At 54.4% G+C, this 25,817-nt stretch carries 27 protein-coding genes; 24 read left to right on the top strand and 3 right to left on the bottom strand.

Going from position 1 to position 25,817, the window contains the following annotated elements; genetic code table 11:
- Positions 1–41: 41 nt before the first annotated feature.
- The gene (locus tag HMPREF3201_RS04950; RefSeq protein WP_062412022.1) at positions 42–797 is read right to left on the bottom strand and encodes an exodeoxyribonuclease III; all 756 of its coding nucleotides are present in this window, start codon (positions 795–797) and stop codon (positions 42–44) included.
- Between the two features lie 202 nt (positions 798–999).
- Between HMPREF3201_RS04950 and HMPREF3201_RS04955 the strand changes: the two genes are divergently transcribed.
- The 24 genes from HMPREF3201_RS04955 to HMPREF3201_RS05070 all read left to right on the top strand — a co-directional run bounded on the left by HMPREF3201_RS04955 (position 1,000) and on the right by HMPREF3201_RS05070 (position 23,141).
- A complete protein-coding gene (locus HMPREF3201_RS04955) occupies positions 1,000–2,637 on the top strand; it encodes a phosphoglucomutase (protein ID WP_062412023.1) in 1,638 nt (545 codons plus the stop codon).
- 135 nt (positions 2,638–2,772) lie between these two features.
- Positions 2,773–3,045, top strand: a complete 273-nt coding sequence (locus tag HMPREF3201_RS04960) for an ACT domain-containing protein (protein ID WP_062412024.1) — start codon at positions 2,773–2,775, stop codon at positions 3,043–3,045.
- 11 nt (positions 3,046–3,056) lie between these two features.
- A complete protein-coding gene (locus HMPREF3201_RS04965; protein ID WP_062412025.1) occupies positions 3,057–4,415 on the top strand; it encodes a PFL family protein in 1,359 nt (452 codons plus the stop codon).
- A gap of 30 nt (positions 4,416–4,445) precedes the next feature.
- On the top strand, positions 4,446–5,483 hold the full coding sequence (locus HMPREF3201_RS04970) for a glycosyltransferase family 4 protein (RefSeq protein WP_062412026.1): 1,038 nt from the start codon (positions 4,446–4,448) through the stop codon (positions 5,481–5,483).
- Positions 5,484–5,523: 40 nt separating this feature from the next.
- A complete protein-coding gene (gene wecB, locus HMPREF3201_RS04975; protein WP_062412027.1) occupies positions 5,524–6,675 on the top strand; it encodes a non-hydrolyzing UDP-N-acetylglucosamine 2-epimerase in 1,152 nt (383 codons plus the stop codon).
- A 175-nt stretch (positions 6,676–6,850) separates the two neighbouring features.
- Positions 6,851–7,129: an AtpZ/AtpI family protein gene (locus HMPREF3201_RS04980; protein WP_062412028.1), complete on the top strand. Its 279-nt coding sequence runs from the start codon at positions 6,851–6,853 to the stop codon at positions 7,127–7,129.
- 21 nt (positions 7,130–7,150) lie between these two features.
- A complete protein-coding gene (locus tag HMPREF3201_RS04985; protein WP_062412029.1) occupies positions 7,151–7,519 on the top strand; it encodes an ATP synthase subunit I in 369 nt (122 codons plus the stop codon).
- Between the two features lie 19 nt (positions 7,520–7,538).
- On the top strand, positions 7,539–8,210 hold the full coding sequence (atpB, locus tag HMPREF3201_RS04990) for a F0F1 ATP synthase subunit A (protein ID WP_062412030.1): 672 nt from the start codon (positions 7,539–7,541) through the stop codon (positions 8,208–8,210).
- A gap of 66 nt (positions 8,211–8,276) precedes the next feature.
- Positions 8,277–8,534, top strand: coding sequence for a F0F1 ATP synthase subunit C (atpE, locus tag HMPREF3201_RS04995; RefSeq protein WP_044503966.1), 258 nt, complete (start codon positions 8,277–8,279; stop codon positions 8,532–8,534).
- 39 nt (positions 8,535–8,573) lie between these two features.
- Positions 8,574–9,071 carry a F0F1 ATP synthase subunit B gene (gene atpF / locus HMPREF3201_RS05000; protein WP_062412031.1) on the top strand — a complete coding sequence of 166 codons (498 nt, stop codon included), beginning with the start codon at positions 8,574–8,576 and terminating at the stop codon, positions 9,069–9,071.
- A 4-nt stretch (positions 9,072–9,075) separates the two neighbouring features.
- Positions 9,076–9,645 (top strand): ATP synthase F1 subunit delta, encoded by a 570-nt coding sequence (gene atpH, locus HMPREF3201_RS05005; protein ID WP_062412032.1) that lies wholly within the window; start codon positions 9,076–9,078, stop codon positions 9,643–9,645.
- The gene (atpA, locus tag HMPREF3201_RS05010) at positions 9,642–11,177 is read left to right on the top strand and encodes a F0F1 ATP synthase subunit alpha (RefSeq protein ID WP_062412033.1); all 1,536 of its coding nucleotides are present in this window, start codon (positions 9,642–9,644) and stop codon (positions 11,175–11,177) included. The genes atpH and atpA overlap by 4 nt, the downstream gene beginning before the upstream one ends.
- Positions 11,178–11,180: 3 nt before the next feature.
- Positions 11,181–12,044, top strand: coding sequence for an ATP synthase F1 subunit gamma (gene atpG, locus HMPREF3201_RS05015; RefSeq protein ID WP_062412034.1), 864 nt, complete (start codon positions 11,181–11,183; stop codon positions 12,042–12,044).
- 58 nt (positions 12,045–12,102) lie between these two features.
- Positions 12,103–13,521, top strand: a complete 1,419-nt coding sequence (gene atpD / locus HMPREF3201_RS05020) for a F0F1 ATP synthase subunit beta (RefSeq protein ID WP_062412035.1) — start codon at positions 12,103–12,105, stop codon at positions 13,519–13,521.
- 3 nt (positions 13,522–13,524) lie between these two features.
- Entirely contained in the window at positions 13,525–13,947 is a 423-nt protein-coding gene (locus tag HMPREF3201_RS05025) for a F0F1 ATP synthase subunit epsilon (RefSeq protein WP_062412036.1), read from the top strand.
- A 358-nt stretch (positions 13,948–14,305) separates the two neighbouring features.
- A complete protein-coding gene (gene glyQ / locus HMPREF3201_RS05030) occupies positions 14,306–15,184 on the top strand; it encodes a glycine--tRNA ligase subunit alpha (protein ID WP_062412037.1) in 879 nt (292 codons plus the stop codon).
- A gap of 1 nt (position 15,185) precedes the next feature.
- On the top strand, positions 15,186–17,234 hold the full coding sequence (gene glyS / locus HMPREF3201_RS05035; protein ID WP_062412038.1) for a glycine--tRNA ligase subunit beta: 2,049 nt from the start codon (positions 15,186–15,188) through the stop codon (positions 17,232–17,234).
- A gap of 133 nt (positions 17,235–17,367) precedes the next feature.
- Positions 17,368–17,928 carry a hypothetical protein gene (locus HMPREF3201_RS05040; protein ID WP_062412039.1) on the top strand — a complete coding sequence of 187 codons (561 nt, stop codon included), beginning with the start codon at positions 17,368–17,370 and terminating at the stop codon, positions 17,926–17,928.
- Positions 17,929–18,111: 183 nt separating this feature from the next.
- The gene (rplS, locus tag HMPREF3201_RS05045) at positions 18,112–18,453 is read left to right on the top strand and encodes a 50S ribosomal protein L19 (RefSeq protein ID WP_044503957.1); all 342 of its coding nucleotides are present in this window, start codon (positions 18,112–18,114) and stop codon (positions 18,451–18,453) included.
- A 207-nt stretch (positions 18,454–18,660) separates the two neighbouring features.
- Positions 18,661–19,665 (top strand): biotin synthase BioB, encoded by a 1,005-nt coding sequence (gene bioB, locus HMPREF3201_RS05050; protein ID WP_062412040.1) that lies wholly within the window; start codon positions 18,661–18,663, stop codon positions 19,663–19,665.
- A gap of 354 nt (positions 19,666–20,019) precedes the next feature.
- Positions 20,020–20,580 carry a shikimate kinase gene (locus HMPREF3201_RS05055; RefSeq protein ID WP_082709396.1) on the top strand — a complete coding sequence of 187 codons (561 nt, stop codon included), beginning with the start codon at positions 20,020–20,022 and terminating at the stop codon, positions 20,578–20,580.
- Positions 20,577–21,539: a 6-phosphofructokinase gene (gene pfkA / locus HMPREF3201_RS05060; RefSeq protein ID WP_062412041.1), complete on the top strand. Its 963-nt coding sequence runs from the start codon at positions 20,577–20,579 to the stop codon at positions 21,537–21,539. Before HMPREF3201_RS05055 ends, pfkA begins: the two co-directional genes overlap by 4 nt.
- Positions 21,540–21,769: 230 nt before the next feature.
- Positions 21,770–22,435 (top strand): amino acid ABC transporter permease, encoded by a 666-nt coding sequence (locus HMPREF3201_RS05065; protein ID WP_044503954.1) that lies wholly within the window; start codon positions 21,770–21,772, stop codon positions 22,433–22,435.
- The gene (locus HMPREF3201_RS05070) at positions 22,422–23,141 is read left to right on the top strand and encodes an amino acid ABC transporter ATP-binding protein (protein ID WP_062412042.1); all 720 of its coding nucleotides are present in this window, start codon (positions 22,422–22,424) and stop codon (positions 23,139–23,141) included. The genes HMPREF3201_RS05065 and HMPREF3201_RS05070 overlap by 14 nt, the downstream gene beginning before the upstream one ends.
- Positions 23,142–23,243: 102 nt before the next feature.
- On the opposite strand, the gene hemL is transcribed toward HMPREF3201_RS05070, so the two are convergent.
- Both hemL and hemA read right to left on the bottom strand, forming a co-directional pair.
- Complete coding sequence (hemL, locus tag HMPREF3201_RS05075) at positions 23,244–24,533, bottom strand: glutamate-1-semialdehyde 2,1-aminomutase (RefSeq protein ID WP_062412043.1); 1,290 nt, start codon at positions 24,531–24,533, stop codon at positions 23,244–23,246.
- Positions 24,534–24,545: 12 nt separating this feature from the next.
- The gene (gene hemA, locus HMPREF3201_RS05080) at positions 24,546–25,814 is read right to left on the bottom strand and encodes a glutamyl-tRNA reductase (RefSeq protein WP_062412044.1); all 1,269 of its coding nucleotides are present in this window, start codon (positions 25,812–25,814) and stop codon (positions 24,546–24,548) included.
- Positions 25,815–25,817 lie beyond the last annotated feature (3 nt).

Consider the following 25,817-nt stretch of genomic DNA (forward strand, 5'->3'; position numbering starts at 1 on the left):
ACCACCAGTTAAACTGGTGGTTTTGATTGTCATTATATACTTTATTTTATTGTCAAGCCGACGGGGCAGTGGTCGCTGCCGAGGATGTCGGTGTAAATCGATGCCGATTCCAACCGGTCGTCGAGGTCGGTCGTGGTCAGGAAGTAGTCGATGCGCCATCCGGCGTTGTTCTGACGGGCCCTAAAGCGGTAGCTCCACCACGAATAGACGCCTTCCGTGTCGGGGTAGAAGTGACGCCAGGTATCGGTGAACCCGGCCGCTAAGAGGTCGGTCATCTTCTGCCGTTCTTCGTCGGAGAAGCCGGCGTTCTTGCGGTTGGTCTTGGGGTTCTTGAGGTCGATTTCCTGGTGGGCGACGTTGAGGTCGCCGCAGACGATGACCGGTTTTTCCTGGTGGAGGGTCAGGAGGTAGTCTTTAAAATCGTCTTCCCACTGCATGCGGTAGGGCAGGCGGGCTAGTTCGCTCTGGGAATTGGGCGTGTAGCAGGTGACGAAGAAGTAATCGTCGAATTCGAGGGTGATGAGGCGCCCTTCGTGGTCGTGTTCGTCCTTATCCATGCCGTAGCGGACGGACAGGGGCTTGATGCGGGTGAAGATCGCCGTGCCGCTGTAACCCTTGCGGTCGGCGTAGTTCCAATATTGTTCGTAGCCCGGAAGGTCGATATCGATCTGACCTTCTTGGAGCTTCGTTTCCTGAAGGCAGAAGAGATCGGCGTCGAGGTCGTTGAATGTATCTAAGAATCCTTTTTTCATGACGGCCCGCAGGCCGTTGACGTTCCAAGAGATAAACTTTGTCATAAAAACCACCTTTCTTTTTCAGATATCCTCGATGATAAGCCATTTTTATCTAGGATAATGATGCGTTTTTTGTTATAATGAAAACAAACGAATTGCCGCGATGAGATGCTGTGATGACAGTATCCGCAAGGATATTGGCAGCACTCTTTCTTATTGTATAAAATCGTTGAATCCTTGTCAAAATAATAAAGCAGGTGATAGTATGGCAGTACATGAATTAGCAGGAACGAAAGTAAGACCTGAAGACTATATCGACTTGGACGCCATGACGAGGGCGTATCATTCGATTCATCCGGACGCAGCCGATCCCCATCAGCAGGTGCGCTTCGGGACGTCAGGCCATCGGGGACAGGCCCAAAGCGGCAGCTTTACGGCAGACCACGTCGCAGCCATTACCCAGGCCGTTTGTAATTTCCGCCAGGAGTTTGGTGCCGACGGACCGTTGTTTGTCGGAGCCGACACCCATTATTTGTCAAAACTGGCTTTTGAAACGGTCTTATCGGTCCTTGCGGCCAATAAGGTCACGGCCTATGTCGATGCCGACGGGGATTTTGTCCCGACGCCGTCGGTGTCACGGGCGATCCTGCGCTTTAATGACCATCGGAAGGAACACGTAGCCGACGGCCTGATCCTGACGCCGTCCCACAATCCTCCGGAACACGGCGGCATCAAATACAACCCGACGACGGGGGGACCGGCCGGCTCCGAGATGACCAAGGCCATTGAAACCGAAGCCAACCGCCTGTTGGCCGGACACAATAAGGACGTCCAGATGATTCCTTATGAAGAAGCGGCTCAGAGCGATTTTGTCGTCCCTTATGATTATAAGGGATTATATGTGGCTGAACTGGCGTCCATCCTCGATATGGAAGCTATCCGCGATGCCAATCTGCCCATTTTGGTCAATGCCCTCGGCGGTTCGGGCATGAATTACTGGCACCGTATTTCCGAACGCTACCATTTGAACCTGTCTTTTGTCAACGATACCTACGATCCGCAGTTCACCTTTATGAATTACGACCACGACGGCAAGGTCCGCATGGACTGCTCGTCGGCGTACGTCATGTCGGCCGTTACCGGTCAGGCTGCCGACTACCGCCTCATTTTGGCCAACGACCCGGACTACGACCGCTTCGGCATCGTCTGCGGCACCGACGGCATGATTACGGCCAACGCCTTTTTGACCGTCGCCGCTCACTACCTCATGACCCATCGCCATTTTGAAGGCCTGGGCATTGCCAAAACTGTCGTCACGACGGATATGCTGGCCCGGGCGGCTAAGAAGCTCGGCGTACCGCTTTATGAAGTCCCCGTCGGCTTTAAGTATTTCGGGCCCCTTTATGAAGAAGGGAAAATCGCTTTCTCCGGCGAAGAAAGTGCCGGCGCCTCCTTCATCGCTAAAGACGGCAGCGTCTGGACGACCGATAAGGACGGCATCATCCTCTGCCTGTTGGCTGCGGAAATCTACGCCGTTACGGGAAAATCGCCGCTGGCTTACTATGAGGAACTCTGTGCTGAACTAGGCCGGCCTTACACCGTCCGCAGCGACGCCCCGGCAACGCTTGAAGAAAAGGACAAGATCAGCTCCTTGACGGAAAAGGACGTCACCGAAAAGAATCTCTGCGGCAGTCCCATTACGGCTGTCCTGTCCCGTTCGCCTTACGGCAATTCGGCCATTGGCGGCGTCAAGATCACGACCGATGACGGCTGGGTAGCAGCCCGCCCGTCGGGAACGGAAGACATGTATAAGCTCTATGCCGAAAGCTTCGTCTCTGAGGAACAGGCCGGAAAGCTGCTGGAAGAAGGCAAGGCCCTCATCAGCAAAGCCTTGGGTGCATAAATTTTCTTTTCAAAGCGAAACGATTTGCTCGATTTTAGGATAATGAGGTCTTTTCATGGGCCGAAAGTGGCATTTACTGCGTTACCTGTGCTATAATGGGGGAGCGTAGAATCTAACTCAAAGGGGTGGGCAGCTGTGAAAGTTGTAATCACGGTAGTCGGCGTGGACCGCACAGGTATCATCGCCGCCGTCAGCCAGATCATGGCGGAACATAAGGTCAATATACTGACGATCAATCAGGTTATTTTAGAAGGTATCTTTAATATGGCTATGATTGTCGATATGGACTCTGCGGATATTGATTTAGATACTCTTCAGGATTTGCTCAAGCAGAAGGGTGAAGCCCTCGGCGTCGAAATCAGAGCTCAGAACCAGGCCATTTTTGACGCCATGCATCGTGTGGGCTAAGGAGAGGGACTATGCTGACAATCCATGACGTACTTGAAACGAATCAGATGATTCAAAAGAACAACCTTGACGTCCGCACGATTACCATGGGCATCAGTCTCCTCGACTGCTGTGCCAGCGACGGCAAGACGTTGTGCAACAATATTTACGATAAGATCACGCGCTACGGAGAACACCTGGTAGAGACCGGGGAAGCCATTTCCCGCGAATACGGTGTACCGATCATCAATAAGCGCGTGTCCGTTACGCCCATCAGCCTCGTCGCCGGGGCCAGCGATATGACCAGTTACGTCGATATCGCCCGGACCCTGGATAAGGCGGCTAAGACGATCGGCATCAACTTTATCGGCGGCTTTTCGGCCCTCGTCGAACGGGGCATGAGCAAGGGCGACCGGATCCTCATCGATTCCATCGCCGAAAGCCTGGCCGTGACCGATCTCGTCTGCAGCTCTGTCGCCGTCGGCTCGACCAAGGCCGGCATCAACATGGATGCCGTCGCCGAAATGGGGCGAGTCTTTAAGGATTTGGCTGAACGGACGAAGGAACAGGACGCCTTAGGCTGCGCCAAACTGGTCGTCTTTTCCAATGCCGTTGAAGACAATCCCTTCATGGCCGGCGCCTTCCACGGCGTCACCAACGGCGACTCCTGCATCAGTGTCGGCGTCAGCGGTCCCGGCGTCGTAAAAGTAGCCCTGGAACACGTCAAGGGCGAGCCTTTCGACGTCGTTGCCGAAACGATTAAAAAGACGGCCTTTAAGATTACCCGTGTCGGCCAATTGGTCGCCATGGAAGCATCGAGACGCCTCAACATGCCTTTTGGCATCATCGACTTGTCCCTGGCTCCGACGCCGGCTGTCGGTGACAGCGTCGCTTCGATCCTCGAAGAAATGGGCCTTGAAAGCTGCGGTGCCTGTGGTACGACGGCAGCCCTGGCCCTCTTAAATGACGCCGTCAAGAAGGGCGGCCTCATGGCTTCGTCCCGCGTCGGTGGCCTGTCAGGCGCCTTCATTCCGGTCAGCGAAGACAAGGGCATGCTCGAAGCCGTTGGCCGCGGCAGCCTGAGCCTTGAAAAGCTCGAAGCCATGACTTGCGTCTGCTCCGTCGGCCTCGATATGATCGCCATCCCCGGTGATACACCGGCGTCGACCATTTCGGCTATCATCGCCGATGAAGCCGCTATCGGCATGATCAATAACAAGACGACGGCCGTCCGCGTCATTCCCGTACCGGGTAAGGGCGTCGGCGACAACGTCGAGTTTGGCGGCCTTCTCGGCCATTGCCAGATTATCAATGTCAATAAATATAAGTCAGATGAATTCATTGCCCGCGGCGGCCGTATCCCGGCGCCCATGCGCAGTCTGACCAACTGATGATAGATTAACGGAAAGTAGGCGTGTGTTGTGCTCCAATATGTTGTACCCTTTATCATTGCCTTGGTGGTGTCTTACCTGTTGACGCCGGGCGTCAAGAAGGTAGCCATCAAGGTCGGTGCCGTGGACAGGCCTAATGCAAGAAAGGTACATACTCATGTCATCCCGCGGCTCGGCGGGCTGGCCATCTATATCGGCTTTATGGCAGCCGTCTTGTTCTGCGTGCCCCTGCACCATGAACTCATCGGGATGCTCCTGGGCTGTACGGCCATCGTCGCCATCGGCATTTGGGACGATATCTGCAACATCCCGGCCCGGGTCAAGCTCGTCGGTCAGATTGCCGCGGCCTGTATTCCCGTGGCCTTCGGCATTCAAATCGAATGGCTGACCAATCCCTTTGGGGATATCCTGGTCCTGCCGGAAGTCATTGCTGTGCCGCTGACAATCTTTTGGATCATCGGCTTTACCAACACGGTGAACCTCATCGACGGACTGGACGGACTGGCTGCCGGCGTGGCCTTCATCGCCTCGATTTCGATGTTCCTCTTGGCGGTAAACCTCAACCAATTCCTGCCGGCCCTCATTATCGTGTCTATGGCCGGCGCAGCCCTGGGATTTTTGCAGTACAACTTTAACCCTGCTAAAATCTTCATGGGCGATACGGGGAGCATGCTCCTCGGATATACCTTAGCCGTCTCGGCCGTTCTCGGCCTGGTCAAGACGGCGGCGACGGTGGCCCTGGTCGTGCCCATCATCGCCTTAGGGCTTCCTATTCTCGATACGACCTTCGCCATCATCCGACGCCGGATGAGCGGCGTTCCCATATTTCAGCCGGATAAGGGCCACCTGCACCATCGTCTCCTGGCCCTGGGTATGACACAGAAGCAAGCCGTACTGATCATGTATTTTGTCAGCATGATCTTAGGCATCGTCGCCCTCTTCGTAGCCAATGTAAGCTATCAGACGGGGATCGTGACTGTCTTGGTCGTTCTTGCCGTTATCATCTACTCGGCAAAGCGCATCGGCATACTGCGTAAATCAACGACCGATTCGACCCGCAAACCATGACGGGGAGAATCGGTTCGTCATATAAGGAGGAATTTGTATTATGATCAAGGTAATGACTGTATTCGGCACGCGGCCGGAGGCGATTAAAATGGCACCGGTCGTCAAGGAATTACAGAAACATGCCGACAGCATTGAGACGGTCGTTGCCGTCACGGCCCAGCATCGTCAGATGCTCGACCAGGTCTTGGAGTTGTTCCGGATTACGCCGGATTACGACCTGGACATCATGGCCAAGGGCCAGACCTTGTACGATATTACGACGAAGTCGCTCCTGGGCCTCAAGGACGTCCTGGCCAAAGAACAACCGGATCTGGTCCTCGTTCACGGTGATACGACGACGACCTTTGCCGGTGCCCTGGCTTCGTATTATCAGCAGATCCCCGTCGGCCACGTCGAAGCCGGCCTTCGGACAGGGGATATATACTCGCCGTTCCCGGAAGAGATGAACCGCAAGCTCACTGGGGCCATGGCGTCCATTCACTTTGCACCGACCTCGACGGCACGGGACAATCTCCTTCGTGAAAATGTAAATCCATCTCAGATTTATGTAACCGGGAATACTGTCATCGACGCCTTGATGACGACCGTGGCCGGCGACTATGATTTCGGCGATCAGTTGAAGTCCGTCGACTTCAAAAACCACCGGGTCATCTTACTTACGACCCACCGCCGGGAAAACCTGGGCGAACCCATGCGCCACATCTATAAGGCCTTGCGCCGGATCATCGAAGAGATTCCCGATACGGAAATCGTCTTTCCCGTCCACCGCAACCCCAAGGTGCGCAAAGTCGTCGAAGATGAACTGTCCGGCGTCGATCGGATCCACCTCATCGATCCCATGGAATATGAACCCTTTGCCAATCTCATGAGCCTCAGCTATCTGGTGCTGACCGATTCCGGCGGCATCCAGGAAGAAGCGCCGTCTCTGGGAAAACCGGTTCTGGTCCTGCGCAATACGACGGAACGGCCGGAAGCCGTTGAAGCCGGTACGGTCCGCCTCATCGGCACCCATAAGGACGTCGTCTATGCCGAAACGAAGCGTCTTTTGACCGACAAGGCCGCTTATGACGCCATGAGCAACGCCGTCAACCCCTATGGCGACGGCCAGGCATCGCGGCGCATCGTCGAAGCCATTCTCCATGTTTTTGCCGGTAACGAAGCCGTTCCGGACGACTTCAGCCGTTCAAAATAAATCTCAGTTATATTGAGAATAGTTTTTAGCTATATACTCATTTTTTCTTTCATTTTGTGTTGATTTTCCCGTTTTTCCGTGCTAAAATAAGCAATAATCGCGGCTAAACGTAGGTTTTCTATGCGCACCGTGGTTGTGGAAAGACTGCTATCGCCTGAGCAGGAGTGTGTATGCTATGAGAAAAAAGAATGATTCTCACAGTGACCAAGGGAATTCTATGAGGCTCCTGGACATCGTGGCCATCGCCGGCTCGCTCGGCTTGTCGCTCTTTGTCTGCATCTGCGTTGGCGTCGCCATCGGCCGTTTTATCGATGTCTACACGGGCACATCGCCGTGGGGCTTGATCCTATTTTCGCTGATCGGTGCCGTTTCCGGGTTTTGGACGCTTTACAAAAAAGCTGTGTCCTATGAACGGGATGAATCCCGCCGGAATCGTTCGTCATCGAGGCGGTGAGAAGCGCGGAGGGTGGAGTCTATGGAAGCTTTTTACACCTATGTAAAGGCAACAATTTGCAAACTCATTGGTTTTACATGTATCGTCACCGCTGTCCTGTTATTGGGCGGGTGGTGGCAGTACATAAGTGGCTGGTGTATCGGCAGCGGCTTGAACATCGTGTATTTCTTCATGCTCAGCAGCCGTTCGGTACGGGCCTTGAAACTGCCGCCAGAGCAGGCGGCGGCATTCATCCGCGGCGGTGCCGTGTTCCGGCTGATTTTCGTCTGCCTGGCCGTCATCGTGATCCTGCAGTTCCCGTCCATTTCGCTGGGAGCTGCCTTGGCCGGTATCTTTTCATACCGTGTCCTGATCTTTGCAGATGTGTTGACCGCACGCTTCAGACGGTAAAGGAAAGGAGGTATTGCGTATGGAATTACATGCAGGGCATCATGTGGTCGTTCAGCTTCTGGGTCTGAATGTCAACCTGGATACGCTGATGATGACCTGGCTCGTTGCAGCGCTGGTCATCATCGTCACCGTCTCTGCCACAAGGGGACGTTCCCTCGTCCCGTCGGGCCTGCAGAATGCCATGGAAATGGTCATCGAATCCCTCCTCGACCAGTTCAGGGAAACGTTGGGACCGAAATACGGCCAAGTCGTATCGGTCTTATTGACCATGTTCTTATTCATCCTGTTCGCCAACGAATTGGGCATGATTCCGAATCCGGAAATCCTGGCTTCGCCGACGAATGACTTGAATACGACTGTCGCCCTGGCACTGGTATCTTCGTTTATGGTCCATTTTATGGCCTTGAAGAACCAGGGGTTCAAAAAACATTTCAAACACTTCTTTAAACCCTTTGCGCCATTTGTTATCATCAATTTGATGGAAGAAATTACCAAACCGTTAACGTTGGCCTTCCGTCTATTTGGCAATATCCTGGCCGGGGAAATTTTGTTGGAAGTCCTGTACTTCCTGGTGCCTATCGGGATTCCGATCATCTGGCTGCTGTTCAGCCTGGTCATCGGCCTCATTCAGGCATTTATCTTTACGATCCTGACCACGTCGTATCTGGCTCCGTCTTTTGCAGACGACTAATCGTGCCGGATACTGTTTGACACTGAAAATTTCATCTTACTCACAGAAACTAGGAGGTTATTTATTATGGAAAAAGCTATCGTTTTGGCACTGTCCGCTTTTGGTGCATGCTTGGGTATTGGTTTGGCAGCTCTCGGCGCTGCTATCGGTGACGGCCACGCCGCATCGAAAATGCTTGAAGGTACGGCTCGTCAGCCTGAAATGGGCGGCAAACTCTTGGTCAACATGCTTATCTCCATCGGCTTGATCGAATCCATGCCGATTATCGCAGCTGTCATCTCCATCGTATTGGTATTTGCCAATCCGTTCGTCAGCCTGCTTTAATCTAAGTGATTCTACTATACAGCCGGGGAGGGAAGTACATTGGTTAGTATTAATGGTACCTTGCTGTTCCAGTTTATCAACTTCTTCGTCTTAGTTGCTATTTTGGCGAAGTTCGCTTACAAACCGCTGCTCAAAGTGCTGGAAGACCGCCGCAATAAGATTGCCTCCGATCTCAGCGATGCAGCTAAAGCCAAGGAAACGGCTGAAAAGATGAGAGCCGACTATGAAGCTCAAATCCGCGATGCCCGTGCAGAAGCGCAGGCCATCGTCGACAAAGCTGTAAAACAGGCCGATAAGGAAGCACAGGCCCAGCTCGAAGCCATTCGCGATCAGATCGCCCGGGAAAAACAGATTGCCCAGGCTGAAATCGCCAATGAACGGGAAGCGGCTATCCGGGAAATGCGTAAGGAAGTAGTCAATCTGTCGATGGCTGTGGCAGAAAAACTGCTCAAGAAAAATATCGATTCTGATATGAACGCGAAACTCGTAGCCGACTGCATTGACCAGATCCAGACGCATCGCGTAAAGGGGAACTGATCTTATGATACCCGAAACGATCTACAGCAAATACAGCCAGGCCATGTTTGACATTGCCAGCGAACAAAAGAAGCTTACCGAGTTCGGAACAGAATTAAAAGGCGTACGGGATGCGTTCCAGGAAAATCCCGATTTATGGAAATTCCTGAATCATCCCCTCGTACCGCCGCAGTCCAAAAAGGACACATTGAAACAGATTTTTGGGGACAGCGTGTCGCCGCTGGTCATGCAGTTCATGTACGTCATGATCGACCGGCGCCGCGAAGCGGCTTTGCTCTTGGGCATTGACGGGTTTATCGATTTGGCCCGTAAGGCTCAGAACATCGAAGTGGCTAAGATCCGCGTCGTCAAGCCGTTGTCCAAAAAAGAACAGACCAAGCTCGTAGCCAGCCTGGAAACCATGACGGGTCAGCAGATTGAACCGCTGTACTACGTCGATCCGTCGCTTATCGGCGGCATGGTCATCCAAATTGGCGACAAATTAATAGACGCCAGCCTCAAGCGGCAACTGCAGGATATGCAGAATAGCTTGCTCCAGGCTGACGCGACGAATGGGGTGACGGACGAACAATGAATATGAAGCCAGAAGAAATTACGGCTATAATCAAGAAACAAATCGAAGATTATAATGTGGAAATGAACGTCGATGACGTCGGTACTGTCCTAGAAGTCGGGGACGGCATTGCCCACATTTACGGTTTGGAAAAAGCCATGTCCGGGGAATTGCTGGAACTGCCGCACGGCGTTTACGGCATGGCCCTGAACCTGGAAGAAGATAACGTCGGTGCCGTACTGCTCGGCGATGACGCCCTCATTAAAGAAGGCGACACCGTCCGTCGTACAGGCCGCGTTATGCGTGTCCCTGTCGGCGAAGGCATGATCGGCCGCGTCGTCAATCCCTTAGGGATGGCCATTGACGGCAAAGGGGACATCAAGACGACAGAATCCCGTCTGATCGAAGTCAAGGCTTATGGCATCGCCGACCGCCAGCCGGTCAAGGTGCCCCTCCAGACGGGCCTCAAGGCAATCGACTCCATGGTTCCGATCGGCCGTGGCCAGCGTGAACTCATCATCGGTGACCGCGGTACCGGCAAGACGGCCATCGCTATCGATACCATTTTGAATCAGAAAGATACAGGCGTCATCTGCGTCTACGTCGCCATCGGTCAGAAATCGTCGACCGTTGCCCGCGTCGTACGGACCCTGGAAGAACACGGCGCTATGGCCTATACCATCGTCGTCGCCGCTACGGCTTCCGATGGGGCTCCGCTCCAGTACCTGGCTCCGTATTCCGGCGTATCCATTGCCGAATACTTCATGCTCCAGGGCAAAGACTGCCTCTGCGTATACGACGATTTGTCCAAACACGCTCAGGCATACCGCGCCATGAGTTTGCTTCTCCGTCGTCCGCCAGGACGTGAAGCTTACCCCGGCGACGTATTCTACTTACACTCTCGTCTGCTCGAACGGGCGGCTAAGCTGTCCGATAAATTAGGCGGTGGCTCGATTACGGCCCTGCCGATCATCGAAACCCTGGCCGGTGACTTGTCGGCATACATCCCGACCAACGTCATTTCCATTACCGACGGCCAGATCTTCCTCGAAACGGAAGCCTTCAACTCCGGGATCCGTCCGGCTATCAACGTCGGCCTCTCCGTATCCCGTGTCGGCGGCTCGGCTCAGATCAAGGCCATGAAGAGCATTGCCGGTACGCTCCGTCTGAACCTCGCTCAGTACCGCGAATTGGCCGCTTTTGCTCAGTTCGGCTCCGACCTCGATAAGAACACCAAAGCTCAGATCGACGCCGGCGAACGGACGATGCAGCTCCTCATTCAGCCGCAGTATAAGCCGATGGCTGTCGAAGATCAGGTCATGCAGATTTATTTGGCCGTTAAGAACTATCTGATGCCCATTCAGGTTGAAGAAGTGGCTGAATTTGCGGACGGCTTCATCACCTTCATGCACAGCAACTATCCGGAAGTCGGCGAAAGCATCAAGTCGACGAAGGAACTCGGCAAAGATGCAGAAGAAACCCTTAAGAAAGCCATTGCTGAATACATCAAGCAGTACGGTACTTCTCACGAGCTGGTTAAAGAGGAGGAATAAGCTATGCCGAGTGCACGCGAAATAAATCGACGGATTAAATCCGTTACCAATACTCAGCAGATCACCAAGGCCATGAAGATGGTCTCCTCCGTGCGACTGCGCCGTGCACAGGAACGGGCACTGGCTACTGCCCCGTATACCGAAAAAATGGAAGGCATGCTGCGCCGCTTGTCGGCCGCTTCGCCCGATTCCGGGAACCCTTTGTTCCAGTCCCGCGATGACGTCAAGAAGACGTGCTATATCATCATCGGGGCCGATAAGGGCCTGGCCGGGGCCTTCAATGCCAATATCAACAAGGCCATGGTATCGGTCTTAAAGGATAAGCCCCGCAGTGCGTCGGTCCTTTTCGTCGCCGGCCGCAAACCGGCAGAGTACTTAAAGCACCTGCGCATTACGCCGGATGAAAAATGGTCCGGTTTTTCGGATAAGCCGCAGCTCATCAATGCCCAGGAAATCGCCCACATGGCGACCCAGAAGTTCCTCGACGGCGAAGTCGATGAAGTCTACGTCATCTACACGCACTTTAAATCGGCTCTGTCCCAGGAAGCGAAAATCGTCAAGATGCTTCCCATCGATCAGGACGAACAGGGGGAAGACCACGGTCTGATGGAAGAATACTTGTATGCTCCCAACGCAGCCCAGGTCCTCAATTCTTTGCTGCCCCAGTACTTAGATCTGTTTATTTATAACAGTCTCCTTCAGTCGGCTGCCAGTGAACTCGGTGCCCGTATGACGGCCATGACGTCGGCTACGGACAACGCCGGTGAGCTGATTGAAAAACTGACTGTTACCTACAATAAAGTCCGCCAGGCTGGTATTACCAACGAACTGACGGAAATCGTAAGTGGCGCCAACGCCTTGAAATAAGACGTGATTCTCGTCACGCGCTGCTGTTACAATTCTTGAAAGAGAGGAGAACCTCTTCATGAGCAATAACATTGGGAAAGTAGTCCAGGTCATCGGCCCGGTCGTCGACGTGCGGTTTGCTTCCGAAGCAGACCTGCCGTCCATCTACAACGCCATCCACATCACGGGCGGTGAAGGCGACCAGAAGATCGACCTCATTGTAGAAGCCATGCAGCACTTAGGTGACGACGTCGTCCGCTGCGTTTCCATGGACTCCACAGATGGCCTCGTCCGCGGCATGGCAGCCGAAAACACCGGCGACCCGATTAAGGTCCCCGTCGGAAAAGGCGTCTTGGGCCGTATCTTCAACGTCCTCGGCAACACCGTGGACCAGGTCGACGCCAAAGTCGAAGCCGATGATTACTGGCCGATCCACCGCCCGGTTCCGAAATTCGAAAACCAGGCGACGGAAACAGAAATCTTCGAAACGGGGATCAAAGTCGTCGACCTCATCTGCCCCTACGCTAAGGGCGGTAAAATCGGCCTCTTCGGCGGTGCCGGCGTCGGCAAGACGGTCCTCATCATGGAATTGATCCATAACGTTGCTACCGGTCACGGCGGTTATTCCGTATTCACCGGTGTAGGGGAACGTACCCGTGAAGGCAATGACCTTTGGAACGAAATGAAGGAATCCGGCGTTATCGACAAGACGGCCCTCGTCTACGGCCAGATGAACGAACCGCCAGGAGCTCGTATGCGCGTCGGCCTGACCGGTCTTACCATGGCCGAATACTTCCGCGATAAAGAACACAAGGACGTCTTGCTGTTCATCGACAACATCTTCCGTTTCATCCAGGCAGGCTCCGAAGTTTCGGCCTTACTCGGCCGTATCCCGTCTGCCGTTGGCTACCAGCCGACCCTGGGTACCGACGTCGGCGCCCTGCAGGAACGCATTACGTCGACCAAAGACGGTTCTATCACGTCCGTCCAGGCCGTCTACGTCCCTGCCGACGACTTGACGGACCCGGCTCCGGCTGCTACCTTCGCGCACCTCGATGCGACGACGGTTCTGTCCCGTCAGATCGCCGAACTGGGGATTTACCCGGCCGTCGATCCCTTGGACTCCACGTCGCGTATCCTCGACCCGAACATCATCGGCGACGATCACTACCAGACGGCCCGTGCCGTACAGGAAATCCTCCAGAAGTACAACGACCTGCAGGATATCATCGCCATCCTGGGTATCGACGAATTGTCAGAAGAAGATAAGCTGACCGTTGCCCGTGCCCGTAAAGTACAGCGTTTCCTCAGCCAGCCTTTCGCCGTTGCTGAACAGTTTACTGGTCAGGAAGGCCGTTACGTCCCGCTGAAGGAAACCATCGAAGGCTTCAATGAAATCATTTCCGGTAAATGTGACGACATGCCTGAACAGGCGTTCTACATGGTCGGCAATATTGAAGAAGCCTATGAAAAGGCCAAGACGCTGAAAGGGGAATAGTCTATGGCAGAAGCAGGAAAGACACTCCATTTGGAAGTCATAACGCCCGATGCTGCCGTACTCCATGAAGACGTGGACTTTATCCTCGTTCGCGCCTTAGACGGCGATTTGGGCATCATGCCCAACCATGCGCCGCTCATCGCGTCCCTGTCGATTTGGCCCTTGTACTATGACAAGGATGGAAAACGCGACTGTGTTACCGTTGCCGGGGGCTTCATGGAAGTCCACAGCAATGTGGTTACGGTCATTACGCCGGCTTCGGAAAAGCCGGAAGACATCGATATCGACCGTGCTATCGAATCGGAAAAGCGTGCCGAAGCCCTCTTGGCGGAACACGCAGCCAACCTCGATGAAACACGGGCCCGCGCATCCCTGGAACGCGCTCTGCGCCGCATTGACGTAGCCCGAAAATACGGCAAGCACTAGATTTACCTGATTGAAAAGGATTGTCTCCTAAAGGTTTTATGCCTTTAGTGACAATCCTTTTTTGATGGCTGAAAAGATTGACTTTTACCTTTAAGTTTGCTATGATAAGGAACGTACAATTACATAGGCGATGCAAGAGAACAAGTACGTATCTTATCAGCGAGGCCGGGACAGTGTGAGCCGGCTGCCGATGCGGAAGGCGCTCTGAAGGCCGCGGCCGGAAGTCATTCGATGTGTATGGCCGATCAATCAAGCGGGTCTTTTGGACCAATCAGGGTGGAACCGCGGGTACGTATACTCGTCCCTGTAACATACTATCTATGTTACAGGGACTTTTTTGCATGTAGGAGGGAATACGATGAATTTTCAAGACATGATATTTGCATTGAAGAACTTCTGGTCTTCTCAGGGCTGTATCATCTACGAACCGTATGATGTAGAAAAAGGGGCAGGGACCATGAACCCGGCGACGTTCCTCAGAACGCTCGGCCCGGAACCGTGGCATGTAGCCTACGTCGAACCGTCTCGTCGCCCGGCTGACGGCCGCTATGGCGACAATCCGAACCGCCTCTATCAGCACCATCAGTTCCAGGTTATCTGCAAACCGTCGCCGGACAACATTCAGGAACTCTATTTAAAGAGCTTGGAAACGCTGGGCATCAACCCGGCCGAACACGACATCCGCTTCGTCGAAGATAACTGGGAATCGCCGACCCTCGGCGCCTGGGGCCTTGGCTGGGAAGTCTGGCTCGACGGCATGGAAGTCACGCAGTTTACCTACTTCCAGCAGGTCGGCGGCATCGACGTCGCCCCCGTATCGTCGGAAATCACATACGGCATGGAACGACTGGCCATGTACATTCAGGGCGTAGAAAACGTCTATGACCTCCAGTGGAACGAAACGGCCACCTACGGCGATATCTTCCATCAGAACGAAGTCGAACAGTCGACGTATGCCTTTGAACTGAGTAACGCCGACCTCTTGTTCCACCTCTTCGATGAATATGAAAAAGAAGCTATGCGGGTCATCAAAGCCGGCTTCGTCCTTCCGGCCTATGACTACGTATTGAAATGCTCGCACACGTTCAACCTCCTCGATGCCCGCGGCGCCATCAGCGTCAGCGAACGAGCTGCCTTCATCGGCCGCGTCCGCAATATGGCCCGGGCCTGCGCTAAGGCATACCTGGAACAGCGTGAAAAATTAGGATTCCCAATGCTTTCCAAGGAGGAAAAATAAGATGAGCAAAGATTTGTTACTTGAAATCGGCACCGAAGAAATCCCGGCTCATTATATGCCGAGTATCCTCGGTCAGGTCAAAGACTTGGCTGAAAAATCGTTTGGCGAAGCGAATATCGCCTATGAATCGGTCCGCACCTTGGGCACGCCGCGCCGTATCGCCTTGCTGATGAAAGGCGTTGCTGAAAAGCAGGCTGACGTCTCAGCTAAGCATAAGGGCCCGTCGGTCTCCATCGCTTATGACGGCGACGGAAAACCGACCAAGGCTGCCATGGGTTTTGCCCGCGGCCAGAAAATCGATGTCGCAGATTTGACCGTTGAAGACGGCTACGTCTACGCCAACGTCACCAGCGTCGGCGCTGAAACGAAGGGCCTTTTGCCGGACCTCATGAAGGGCATCGTAACGGGTCTCAACTTCCCCAAGAGCATGCACTGGGGGAGCCTCGACTTCCATTTCGTCCGTCCGATTCGCTGGTTCGTCGCCCTCTTTGATACGGAGGTCATTCCCTTTGAATTGGCCAACGTCCAGTCTGGCAAGGTCAGCCGCGGCCATCGCTTCCTCGGCACCGGCGACTTCACCATCGACGATCCGGCTTCCTATGAAAAAATCTGCGAAGAACACTTCCTCATCGTCGATCCGGAAAAACGCCGCCAGCTCATCCTCGACGGCCTCCAGAAACTGGCTGACGAAAAGGGCGGTACGGTCATCATGGACGACGACCTCCTCGAAGAAGTCGTCTACCTCGTCGAATATCCGACGGCCCTTTGCGGGGAATTCGATAAAGACTATCTGAAACTGCCCGAAGCCGCCATCATTACGCCCATGAAGGACCACCAGCGCTATTTCCCCATGCGCGACGCCGACGGCAAGCTCATGAACCTCTTCTTGACCGTCCGCAACGGCAATGACTACCATTTGGAAACGGTCCAGCACGGGAACGAACGCGTCCTCCGGGCCCGCCTCGACGACGCCAAGTTCTTCTTCGAAGAAGATAAGAAGCATACCTTGGCCGACTACACGGAAAAATTGAAGAAAATCGTCTTCCAGGACGGCCTCGGCACGCTTTCCGATAAGGCTCAGCGCCTGGCACAGATTACGGTATTCCTCAATCAGAAACTCGATCTCGGCCTCGACGATGCTAAGTTGCAGCGGGCGTCGGAACTGGCTAAAGCTGATCTGGCTACCCAGATGGTCATGGAATTTACGGAACTCCAGGGCGTCATGGGTAAGGAATACGCCCTCATCGATGGGGAAGACGAAGCCGTTGCCGAAGCCATCAACGAACAGTATCAGCCGCGCTTTGCCGGTGACGAACTGCCGGCGACCGACATGGGCCGCATCCTCGGTATTGCCGATAAATTCGACACCATTACGGGCATGTTCAGCCGCGGCTTCATTCCGACAGGCTCCCAGGACCCCTTCGCCCTGCGCCGTCAGACCATCGGCATCTTGAACATCGTCATGGATGCCGGCTGGAACATCAACTGCCACGAAGTCTTCGCCTTCATCCTGAACCTTCTCGGCGTCACCGGCGAAGATGCCGCGACGGTCATGGGGCAGCTCGACGATTACTTTACCCTGCGCCTGAAGAATATCTTCCAGGATAAGGGCATGGATTACCACATCATCGACTGCGTCCTGAGCTCGGATACGCTCAACGCCAACGAAGCCGCTCGCCGCGCCCAGGCCCTCATCGATGCCGACATCATGAGCAAGACCGACCTGCTCCAGGCCTTTACCCGGGTCAGCAACATGATCAAAGGTGCCGACGACACCGACGTCGATCCTGACCTCTTTGAAACCGATGAAGAACGGGCCCTCTACAGCGCCTGCCAGGCCATGCAGGTCAATTTGTCCCAGCAGTACGCCGTCTATGACTACCAGAGCGTTGCCGACATCTTGTCCGAAGGCATTGCCGTCATCAATGAATTCTTAGACAACGTCCTGGTCATGCATAAAGATGAAGCCGTCAAAGAAAACCGACTCCATCTCCTGGCTCTGACCTACAGCCTCATTCAGCCTCTCGGCGATATCAAAAAATTATCGTAAGCCGCCTTTCTTGTGCAGCTAAATTTGAATATGGTATAATAGATGACAGATGCAGCCTGCCTGCATCTGTTATTTATTTGAAAGCCGTCTTTTCGCAAGTTTCATCGCACCAGACAATAAAGGAGTGATATCCATGAAATTAAAGAACGTTGCCCTCTTAGTCGCTGCCTTGACCTGCATCGCAGGCTCGACGGCACTGGCTGCTGAAAAAGTCAGCATCAAGAGCGCCAATGCCGACAGTTACGACGTCGTTCAGGTCATGACGACCAAGGATAAGGACTATTACCAGTATTACAACCGCACCTATCAGTATGCCGTCGACATCCCGCGTTCGGCGACGACTGCCGATATGACCGTCGACGGGGACGGGGCTTACTTCCAGGACCCGAAGGACGATGCCGTTTTCCGGACCTATGCCGCCAAGAATACCATGGGCTTTTCCATCGATGAATTGTACAACATGGCCGTCGGCATGAACGAATCGCCGGAACTGACGACCAACATCAAGACCAAAGACAGCTACGCCATCGGCTGGACCGACGGCAAGACGTCTTACTATCACGAACTTTACCTCAACGACAAGGATAAGACCTACGTGGCCTTTACCGTAACCTATCCGACGGACAAGCGGGATAAGTACCAGGCCATCATCTCCCACATGTCCCGTACCTTCCTGCCTAACGTGCAGATGTAGGCCTTAGGTCCCTTCGTATTTGCGATTTTGCGAGAAAAAAGGCTTTACACAAAGGATTTTTTATGATATAATTCCTTTGTTATTTTAGGCAGTCCGCTGCCCGATATGATCGGTATCATATGACGATTGCCGCGTACGATGGCGGCAACGGGGTAAGAATGTCTTATAGGAGGAAAAAGAGCAATGAACATTATCAGCGTACTTGAACAGGAACAGCTTCGTGACGATATCCCGGCATTCCGCCCTGGGGATACTGTCAAAGTTCACGTAAAGGTTGTCGAAGGCAATCGTGAACGTATCCAGATCTTTGAAGGTGTCGTTATCGGCCGTCAGAACGGCGGTGTCCGCGAAACTTTCACTGTCCGCCGCATTTCCTATGGCGTCGGTGTTGAACGTACTTTCTTGGTACATTCCCCGCGCTTGGCTAAAATCGAAGTCGTTCGCCACGGTATCGTTCGCCGTGCAAAACTGCACTATCTCCGCGGTCTTACCGGCAAAGCTGCCCGTATCCGCGAACGCCGATAAGCTATTGGCAAGAACACTTGAAAAAAGGTCTGTCGCAACTGCGACGGGCCTTTTTTTGTGGCCTTCCCGCGCTTTCACAGGCGGCAGCATCGTTCCCGATTTATCCTATTGTTAACCATAATACTCGGAAAATATGGTTGACTAGAGGCGGCTCTGCGCGTATAATAATCCCATAGTCACTAATAGAAAGAGGGGCATGGGTTAACAATGAATACAATTGCAGGTTTGACCGAAAAAATTTTACGAGGCTATCGCATCAAACGGGGCGACGATCTGAGCCTCTTCCTGACGGCACCGCTGGATGAACTGAAAGAGGGGGCCGGCGTACTGCAGCGCCATTTCTGCGGCAACCACGTCGACTTCTGTACCATCATCAACGGCCGCAGCGGCCGCTGCAGCGAAGACTGTAAATACTGCGCCCAGTCGGCTTGTCACCATACGGGCTGCGATGAATACGATTTCCTGCCGAAAGAAGAAATCATGGCCAATGCCAAGGCCAATCAGGATGCCGGTGCCAACCGCTTCGCCATCGTTACCTCCGGCCGGGCCCTTTCGGGAAAGGACTTTGAAAAGGCCCTCGATACGTACCGGACCATGAAGGGCGAACTTCATATCGGCCTCTGTGCCTCTCACGGCCTGCTGACGAGAGCACAGCTCCACGCCCTTCGCCAGACGGGCGTCACCAGCTACCATCACAACATCGAAACGTCGCGCCGTTTCTTCCCACAGATCTGTACGACCCATACCTACGACGACCGCATCCGCACCATTAAAGATGCTCAGGCCGAAGGGCTCTGCGTCTGTTCTGGCGGCATCATCGGCATGGGGGAAACCTGGGAAGACCGGCTGGATATGGCCATCAGCCTTGCCGAACTCGGCATTGAATCCATTCCCATCAACGCCTTGATGCCCATTCCCGGCACGCCTTTTGAAGGACGGGAAGAACTCTCTGGCGACGACATCCTGCGGACCATTGCCTTCTTCCGCTTCATCAACCCCGAAGCCAATATCCGCCTGGCGGCAGGCCGTAAACTCCTGCCTGAAAATGGGGCTACGGCCCTCCTGTGCGGCGCCTCGGCGTCGATTACGGGCAATATGCTGACCACGTCGGGCTCGACCATCGTCGAAGACATGGCCATGATCAAGCGCCTGGGCCTGACCAATGACGCGGCAGCCGAAGGGGGAAACTGCGGCACGACCTGTGCGTCCTGATTGCCATCGGAAGGCCCGTATCCCCGCTGGGAGCGAGCTTTTGACGAAGAATAGAGATTTGCCTTTTGCCGGCAGATCTCTTTTTTTTGTAGGGGATCGCCTCTTTGGGGCAATACTTGTCCCAGGGGGTTCATATTTGCCTGACGGATCGCGGCAAGGCCCCGCATCGGCAGAATGACGGGCTCGGGCACACGTGGCTCATGGGATGGATGGGGCGATTTTTTTTGACTGTCCCGTTCTGTTTATAGTAATATGAAGAAAAAGTACGGCTTTTTTTGTGTCAACGAGAAAGAAGTATGATAAAATAGGAAGGTACATATGCAGAATAGACTAATTGGAGGAGGTGTGCCGATCATGATGAAGCGGAATATCGTCCTCGTCGGGATGATGGGGAGCGGCAAGAGTCATATTGGCCGTAAGCTGGCGCAGCGCCTCAATTGGCAGTTTGTCGATACGGATAGGCGTATCGAGCGGGCCGTAGGCATGACGATTGCTGATTTCTTTGCCAGCTATGGAGAACAGGCGTTTCGAGAGCGGGAGCTCAATATTTTACAGCAAGTCAGCCGCTATCATGAAGCGGTGATTTCTTTTGGCGGCAACTTTCCCATGAATGTCGATACGTACCGTATCTTGCATCGTCATGGCTTTATCGTGGCCCTCTTATCCGAGCCCTTCCGCGTCGAGGAAAGAGTCAGCCGCCACATTGGAAAGCGGCCGACCGTGGACTACGATAATCTTCATGATTTTGTCCATACTATGATGAAACAGTGGGAAGAGATCTATCCGTACTGCGACGGCGTCGTCGATACGACACGCGGGGGAGCGTCACAGATCGTCGAATCCATTGTCCATAAAATCAATGAAAGGCATGTGCAGTTTATTGCCAGGGAAAAGAAGGAGACTGATGTAAAATGATCAACAAAATCGGAGTATTGACCAGCGGCGGGGATGCGCCGGGAATGAATGCGGCAATCCGCGGTGTCACGCGGTACGCCATTCAGCGCGGCCTGACCGTCGAAGGGATTATTCGCGGTTATGAAGGTTTGCTGCGTCATGAAACGCGCCCCTTGGGCCGACGCGATGTCGGTGCGATCATTCATCATGGGGGGACCGTGCTTCGGACAGCCCGTTGCTTGGAATTTAAAGAAAAAGAAACACAGCAGAAAGCGGCTGAATATTTGCGGGAACAGGAAATCGACGCCTTAGTCGTCATCGGCGGTGACGGCTCCATGCGCGGTGCCGAAGCCTTGTCTGGCTTTGGTTTCCCGACGATCACCATTCCCGGGACCATCGACAACGATATGGTCGGGACCCAGTATACCCTGGGCTTCGATACGGCCGTCAATACGGTTCTCGAATCGGTCAATAAAATCCGCGATACGGCCTTTTCCCACGACCGCGTCGCCGTCATTGAAGTCATGGGCCGCGAAGCGGGCTTTATCGCCATCAGTGCCGGCATGGCCTCCGGTGCCGAAGCGGTCTTAGTCCCGGAACACAAAGTCGACTTGGCCGCCCTCTGCCAGCATCTGGAAGAATCGCACCGCATGAAGAAACTGAGCAGTATCGTCATCGTCGCCGAAGGCGCTGCCAAAGGCTCCGACGTCGTCGACTATATCAAAGAACATACCTATCTGTCGCCGAACCTGACCGTCCTCGGCTACGTACAGCGCGGCGGTGCTCCGTCGGCGTACGACGCCATCATGGCTGGCCGCTTTGCGCAGAAAGCCGTCGACAGTCTCCTGGACGGCACGCATAACTGCGTCATCGGCCTCATCGACAACAAAGTCGTGGCCACACCCTATGCGGAAGCCGCCAAACTTCGCTATCCCATCGATGAAAACCTGTTTGAACTGGTTCACCTCTTAGGCCGATAATTTCTTGGCCTTGACTGCGTCCAGTCCATACCTGCAAATAGGGGAATACATAAGGGATCCTTCCTTTATGCATTCCTTTTTTTGTCGTTTTCTGTCAAATACAGGCAAAAAAGCGACGGAAGATGAAGAAAATTTATTAAATCTGAATTGACAGCACATAAATATGCAAGTATAATAAGATAGCATGTGTTTTTGTATATTTATCTGTATCATCAAGAGGAGTGTTATTCATGTCATTTGATTTTAGCCTGATTTGGAATTCATTGCCTCTGCTGTTGGCAGGCGCCGGTGTTACCATTGAGATCACGGCCATTGCCGTCGGCTTAGGTTTTGTATTCGGCCTGATTACCAGTGTGTGCCGCTTGTCAGGAGTCAAAATATTGAACATCCTGGCTGTCTGCTACGTCAATATTATCCGCGGGACGCCGCTCTTAGTCCAGATCTTTTTGATTTACTTCGCCCTGCCCATGATCATCGGCGAACGAATCAATCCCTTCGTCGCTGCCGTCGCCGCCTGTTCCGTAAACAGTGGGGCTTATGTCGCAGAAATCTTCCGTGCAGGCATTCAGTCTGTCGATAAGGGCCAGATGGAAGCCGGCCGGTCTCTTGGCCTGTCCTGGATGCAGACCATGCGCTACATCATTTTGCCCCAGGCTTTCAAACACGTCATCCCGCCCCTTGGCAATGAATTTATTTCCATGACCAAAGAAACATCCCTGGTTTCGGTCATCGGCTTCGAAGAACTGACCCGTCGTGGCCAGCTGATCATCGCCAAGACCTACGGTTCGTTTGAAATCTGGCTGACCGTAGCCTTTATTTATTTGGTCATGACCTTTACCATCGCCCAGTTGGTAAGCTATTTGGAACGGAGGTTTGCAACGGATGATAGAAATTAAAGGGTTGAAAAAAAGCTTTGGCAAACACGAGGTTCTCCGGGGCATCGATTTGACCATCCAAGATAAAGAAGTCGTCGTCATCATCGGCCCGTCGGGGTCCGGCAAGAGTACGATTCTCCGCTGCATCAACTATTTGGAAGAACCGTCAGCCGGTGAAATCATCGTCGACGGCATCAGCATGAACGATGCCAAGAGCATCAATAGTGTCCGCAAGGAAGTCGGCATGGTCTTCCAGCGGTTCAATCTCTTCCCGCACATGACGGTGTTGGAAAACATCATCTTGTCGCCTATGAAGACCCGTGGCGAAAGCAAGGAAGCGGCTACGGAAGTGGCCATTCAGCTCCTTGAAAAAGTAGGCCTGGCCGATAAGAAAGATGCCTATCCCGAAACCTTGTCGGGTGGCCAGCAGCAGCGTGTCGCCATTGCCCGCGCCCTGGCTATGAAACCGAAATTCATGCTCTTCGACGAACCGACGTCGGCCCTTGACCCGGAAATGGTCCGCGAAGTTCTCGACGTCATCAAAGACCTGGCCCACGACGGCATGTCCATGGCCATCGTTACCCACGAAATGGGCTTTGCCCGCGAAGTGGCTGACCGCGTCTTATTCATCGACGAAGGCCAGATTCTGGAACAGGGGAAACCGGACGATCTCTTCTCCCATCCGAAGGAAGAACGGACCCAGATCTTCTTGTCAAAAATCTTATAAGGTACGGCCCACCCTGAAAGGTACGGCCTGTGTAAAAGCCCGCCTGAGCTTAGCTCAGACGGGCTTTTTGTATTGCCGTGATATAGTTTTTACTGGCTGTTCTTAGAGCGAACGGAAGGCCTTTTCCGCGGCTTCGATCGTCTTTTCGATGTCGGCGTCGCTGTGGGCGCCGGAGACGAAGTTCGTTTCAAAAGGAGACGGTGCCAGGTAGATGCCGTCATTCAGCATGGACAGGAAGTACTTTTTGAAGGCTTCAGCGTCGCAGGCTTCGGCTGCGGCGTAGTTTGTGACCGGTGCGTCACTGAAAAAGACGCTGAACATGGTGCCGGCCTGGGGAACCTGTACCGGGATGCCGGCTTTGGCGGCAACGCGGCGAATCCCTTCGGTGAGCGTTGTCGTCTTTTCCGTGACCTTTTCGATATAGGCCGGGTCTTCGGTGATGATGCGCAGCGTCTCAAGGCCAGCGGCCATGGCCAGGGGATTGCCGCTTAAGGTGCCGGCCTGGTAAACCGGACCCTGGGGCGAGACGCAGTCCATGATGGCTTTTTTGCCGCCGTAGGCTGCCACAGGTAGGCCGCCGCCGATGATTTTCCCCAAGGTCGTCATGTCGGGCTCGATGTGATAGATGCTCTGGGCGCCGTGGAGGGCCGAGCGGAAGCCGCACATGACTTCGTCAAAGATGAGGACCGTGCCGTGTTTCTTCGTTTCCTCCCGCAGGAGTTCGAGGTAGCCTTCTTGGGGCAGGACGAGGCCCATGTTGCCGGCAATGGGTTCGACGATGACGGCGGCGATGGCGTCGCCGTTTTGGTCCATGAGAGCTTTAAAGGCGGCGGCGTCGTTATAAGGGACGGTCAGGGTATCTTTGGCCGTTCCGGCCGTAACGCCCGGGCTGTCGGGTTGGCCGAAGGTCGCGGCACCACTGCCGGCTTTGACCAAGAGGCTGTCGCCGTGGCCGTGGTAGCAGCCGATGAATTTGACGATTTTTTCCCGTCCCGTATAGCCCCGGGCGGCACGGATGGCGCTCATCGTCGCTTCGGTACCGGAGTTGACCATGCGCAGTTTTTCAATGGACGGGTAGACTTTTCGGACCAGTTTGGCCAGATCCGATTCGACGACCGTCGGGGCGCCGTAGCTGGTACCGCGTTCAGCTGCTTCCTGAAGGGCTTTGACGACGCGGGGGTGGGCGTGGCCGACGATCATGGGGCCCCAGGAGCCGACGTAGTCGATGTATTCGTTGCCGTCGATGTCGGCAATGGTACTGCCCTTGGCCCAGGCGATGAACGGCGGCGGGCAGCCGATGCGGCTGTAGGAACGGACCGGGCTATTGACGCCGCCCGGCATGAGGGTCTGCGCTTCGGCAAAGGCAGCCCTTGATGTTTCTAAGGAAATCATAAGAAGGCCTCCTCACTCTTTAATATCTAACTTGAATACGTTCTGCAGCTCCCGGACGACCTGCGCTTCGTCAGGCGTATGGGCCGCTTCGACGGTGCGCTGTAAGGGCGCCCGCAGGAGCTTGCGGACTAAGATATGGGATAAGTTTTCGACGACGCGGAATTGGTCGTCCGTCAGTTCCGGCAGTTTGCTGCGAGCCTTTTTGACGAAGTGGCGCCGCGTCTGTTCGGCCTGCTGTGAGAGGCTGACGACGACGGGCCGGACCGAGAGGTAGCGGTAGCGCTCGACCATGGCTTCGACGGCTTCGTCGACGATGACCTTGGCGGCGACGGCTTCGCGCTGTCTGGCCGCTTCGTTGTCGTGGACGATGTCTTCGAGATCGTCGATATTGTATAAGGTAACGCCGGCGATGGAGGCGGCGTCAGGCGAGATGTCGCGGGGGACGGCGATGTCGATGAGCAGGAGGGGGCGATTCTTACGCCGTTCCTGAAAGCGCCGCAGGCGGGGGACGGTGACGACGTAGTGCGGCGCCCCGGTAGAGGCGATGATGATGTCGACGTCGTCGATGATGGTTTCGGCCTCTTTATAGTGGACGGCCGTACCGCCGACGTCACGGGCCAGTTCTTCGGCCCGCTCTAAGTGGCGGTTGACGATGTAGAGCTTATCGGCGCCTTTTCCGAGAAAGTTTTGGGCCGTCAGGCGGGCCATCTGGCCGGCACCGTATAAAAGCAGCCCTTTTCCCTTCAGGGAGCCGAAGACTTTTTCCGCCATTTGGACGGCGGTATAACTGACCGACACGGCGTGGTAGGCGATGTGGGTGTCGGTCCGGATCCTTTTCCCGACGGCGATGGCCTGCTGAAAGAGCATGTTCAGCATGGCCCCGGTGGCCCCATGTTCATGGGCCATGACGTAGGCCTGTTTGACCTGGCTCAAGATCTGGCCTTCGCCGACGACGAGGGAGTCCAGGCTGGCGGCAACGGTGAATAGATGGGCGATGCATTCCTTTCCTGTATAGCGGTAGAAATAGGCCGGCTCATAGGCCGGTTTTCCCGCCAAATCGAGGAAGAAGTCGCGCAGGGCCTGTTCGTTTTCCCTTATATCGTCGACGACGGCGTAGACTTCGGAGCGGTTGCACGTCGATAAGACGACGGCTTCGCGCAGGCCGCCGTAATCGTCGAGGTGCTTTAGGCCGGTGCCGATGGCGTCCGCTGTCATGGCAAATCGTTCCCGAATGGCGACGGGGACCGTTTTATGGTTGAGTCCGACGATGACTAAATCCATGGC

Origin of the sequence: Megasphaera sp. MJR8396C, assembly GCF_001546855.1 — a bacterium.
Taxonomy (GTDB): Bacteria; Bacillota; Negativicutes; order Veillonellales; family Megasphaeraceae; genus Megasphaera.

Bases quoted from the DNA above. Each gene is read 5' to 3' on its own strand.
- hemA (WP_062412044.1), bottom strand. From the start codon at position 25,814: ATGGATTTAGTCATCGTCGGACTCAACCATAAAACGGTCCCCGTCGCC.
- HMPREF3201_RS04950 (WP_062412022.1), bottom strand. From the start codon at position 797: ATGACAAAGTTTATCTCTTGGAACGTCAACGGCCTGCGGGCCGTCATG.
- HMPREF3201_RS05070 (WP_062412042.1), top strand. From the start codon at position 22,422: ATGATAGAAATTAAAGGGTTGAAAAAAAGCTTTGGCAAACACGAGGTT.
- bioB (WP_062412040.1), top strand. From the start codon at position 18,661: ATGAATACAATTGCAGGTTTGACCGAAAAAATTTTACGAGGCTATCGC.
- HMPREF3201_RS05055 (WP_082709396.1), top strand. From the start codon at position 20,020: ATGATGAAGCGGAATATCGTCCTCGTCGGGATGATGGGGAGCGGCAAG.
- HMPREF3201_RS04955 (WP_062412023.1), top strand. From the start codon at position 1,000: ATGGCAGTACATGAATTAGCAGGAACGAAAGTAAGACCTGAAGACTAT.
- atpG (WP_062412034.1), top strand. From the start codon at position 11,181: ATGCCGAGTGCACGCGAAATAAATCGACGGATTAAATCCGTTACCAAT.
- atpB (WP_062412030.1), top strand. From the start codon at position 7,539: ATGGAATTACATGCAGGGCATCATGTGGTCGTTCAGCTTCTGGGTCTG.
- HMPREF3201_RS05025 (WP_062412036.1), top strand. From the start codon at position 13,525: ATGGCAGAAGCAGGAAAGACACTCCATTTGGAAGTCATAACGCCCGAT.
- atpD (WP_062412035.1), top strand. From the start codon at position 12,103: ATGAGCAATAACATTGGGAAAGTAGTCCAGGTCATCGGCCCGGTCGTC.
- atpH (WP_062412032.1), top strand. From the start codon at position 9,076: ATGATACCCGAAACGATCTACAGCAAATACAGCCAGGCCATGTTTGAC.
- hemL (WP_062412043.1), bottom strand. From the start codon at position 24,533: ATGATTTCCTTAGAAACATCAAGGGCTGCCTTTGCCGAAGCGCAGACC.
- wecB (WP_062412027.1), top strand. From the start codon at position 5,524: ATGATCAAGGTAATGACTGTATTCGGCACGCGGCCGGAGGCGATTAAA.
- glyQ (WP_062412037.1), top strand. From the start codon at position 14,306: ATGAATTTTCAAGACATGATATTTGCATTGAAGAACTTCTGGTCTTCT.
- HMPREF3201_RS05065 (WP_044503954.1), top strand. From the start codon at position 21,770: ATGTCATTTGATTTTAGCCTGATTTGGAATTCATTGCCTCTGCTGTTG.
- glyS (WP_062412038.1), top strand. From the start codon at position 15,186: ATGAGCAAAGATTTGTTACTTGAAATCGGCACCGAAGAAATCCCGGCT.
- atpE (WP_044503966.1), top strand. From the start codon at position 8,277: ATGGAAAAAGCTATCGTTTTGGCACTGTCCGCTTTTGGTGCATGCTTG.
- rplS (WP_044503957.1), top strand. From the start codon at position 18,112: ATGAACATTATCAGCGTACTTGAACAGGAACAGCTTCGTGACGATATC.
- HMPREF3201_RS05040 (WP_062412039.1), top strand. From the start codon at position 17,368: ATGAAATTAAAGAACGTTGCCCTCTTAGTCGCTGCCTTGACCTGCATC.
- pfkA (WP_062412041.1), top strand. From the start codon at position 20,577: ATGATCAACAAAATCGGAGTATTGACCAGCGGCGGGGATGCGCCGGGA.
- HMPREF3201_RS04985 (WP_062412029.1), top strand. From the start codon at position 7,151: ATGGAAGCTTTTTACACCTATGTAAAGGCAACAATTTGCAAACTCATT.
- HMPREF3201_RS04980 (WP_062412028.1), top strand. From the start codon at position 6,851: ATGAGAAAAAAGAATGATTCTCACAGTGACCAAGGGAATTCTATGAGG.
- atpA (WP_062412033.1), top strand. From the start codon at position 9,642: ATGAATATGAAGCCAGAAGAAATTACGGCTATAATCAAGAAACAAATC.
- HMPREF3201_RS04965 (WP_062412025.1), top strand. From the start codon at position 3,057: ATGCTGACAATCCATGACGTACTTGAAACGAATCAGATGATTCAAAAG.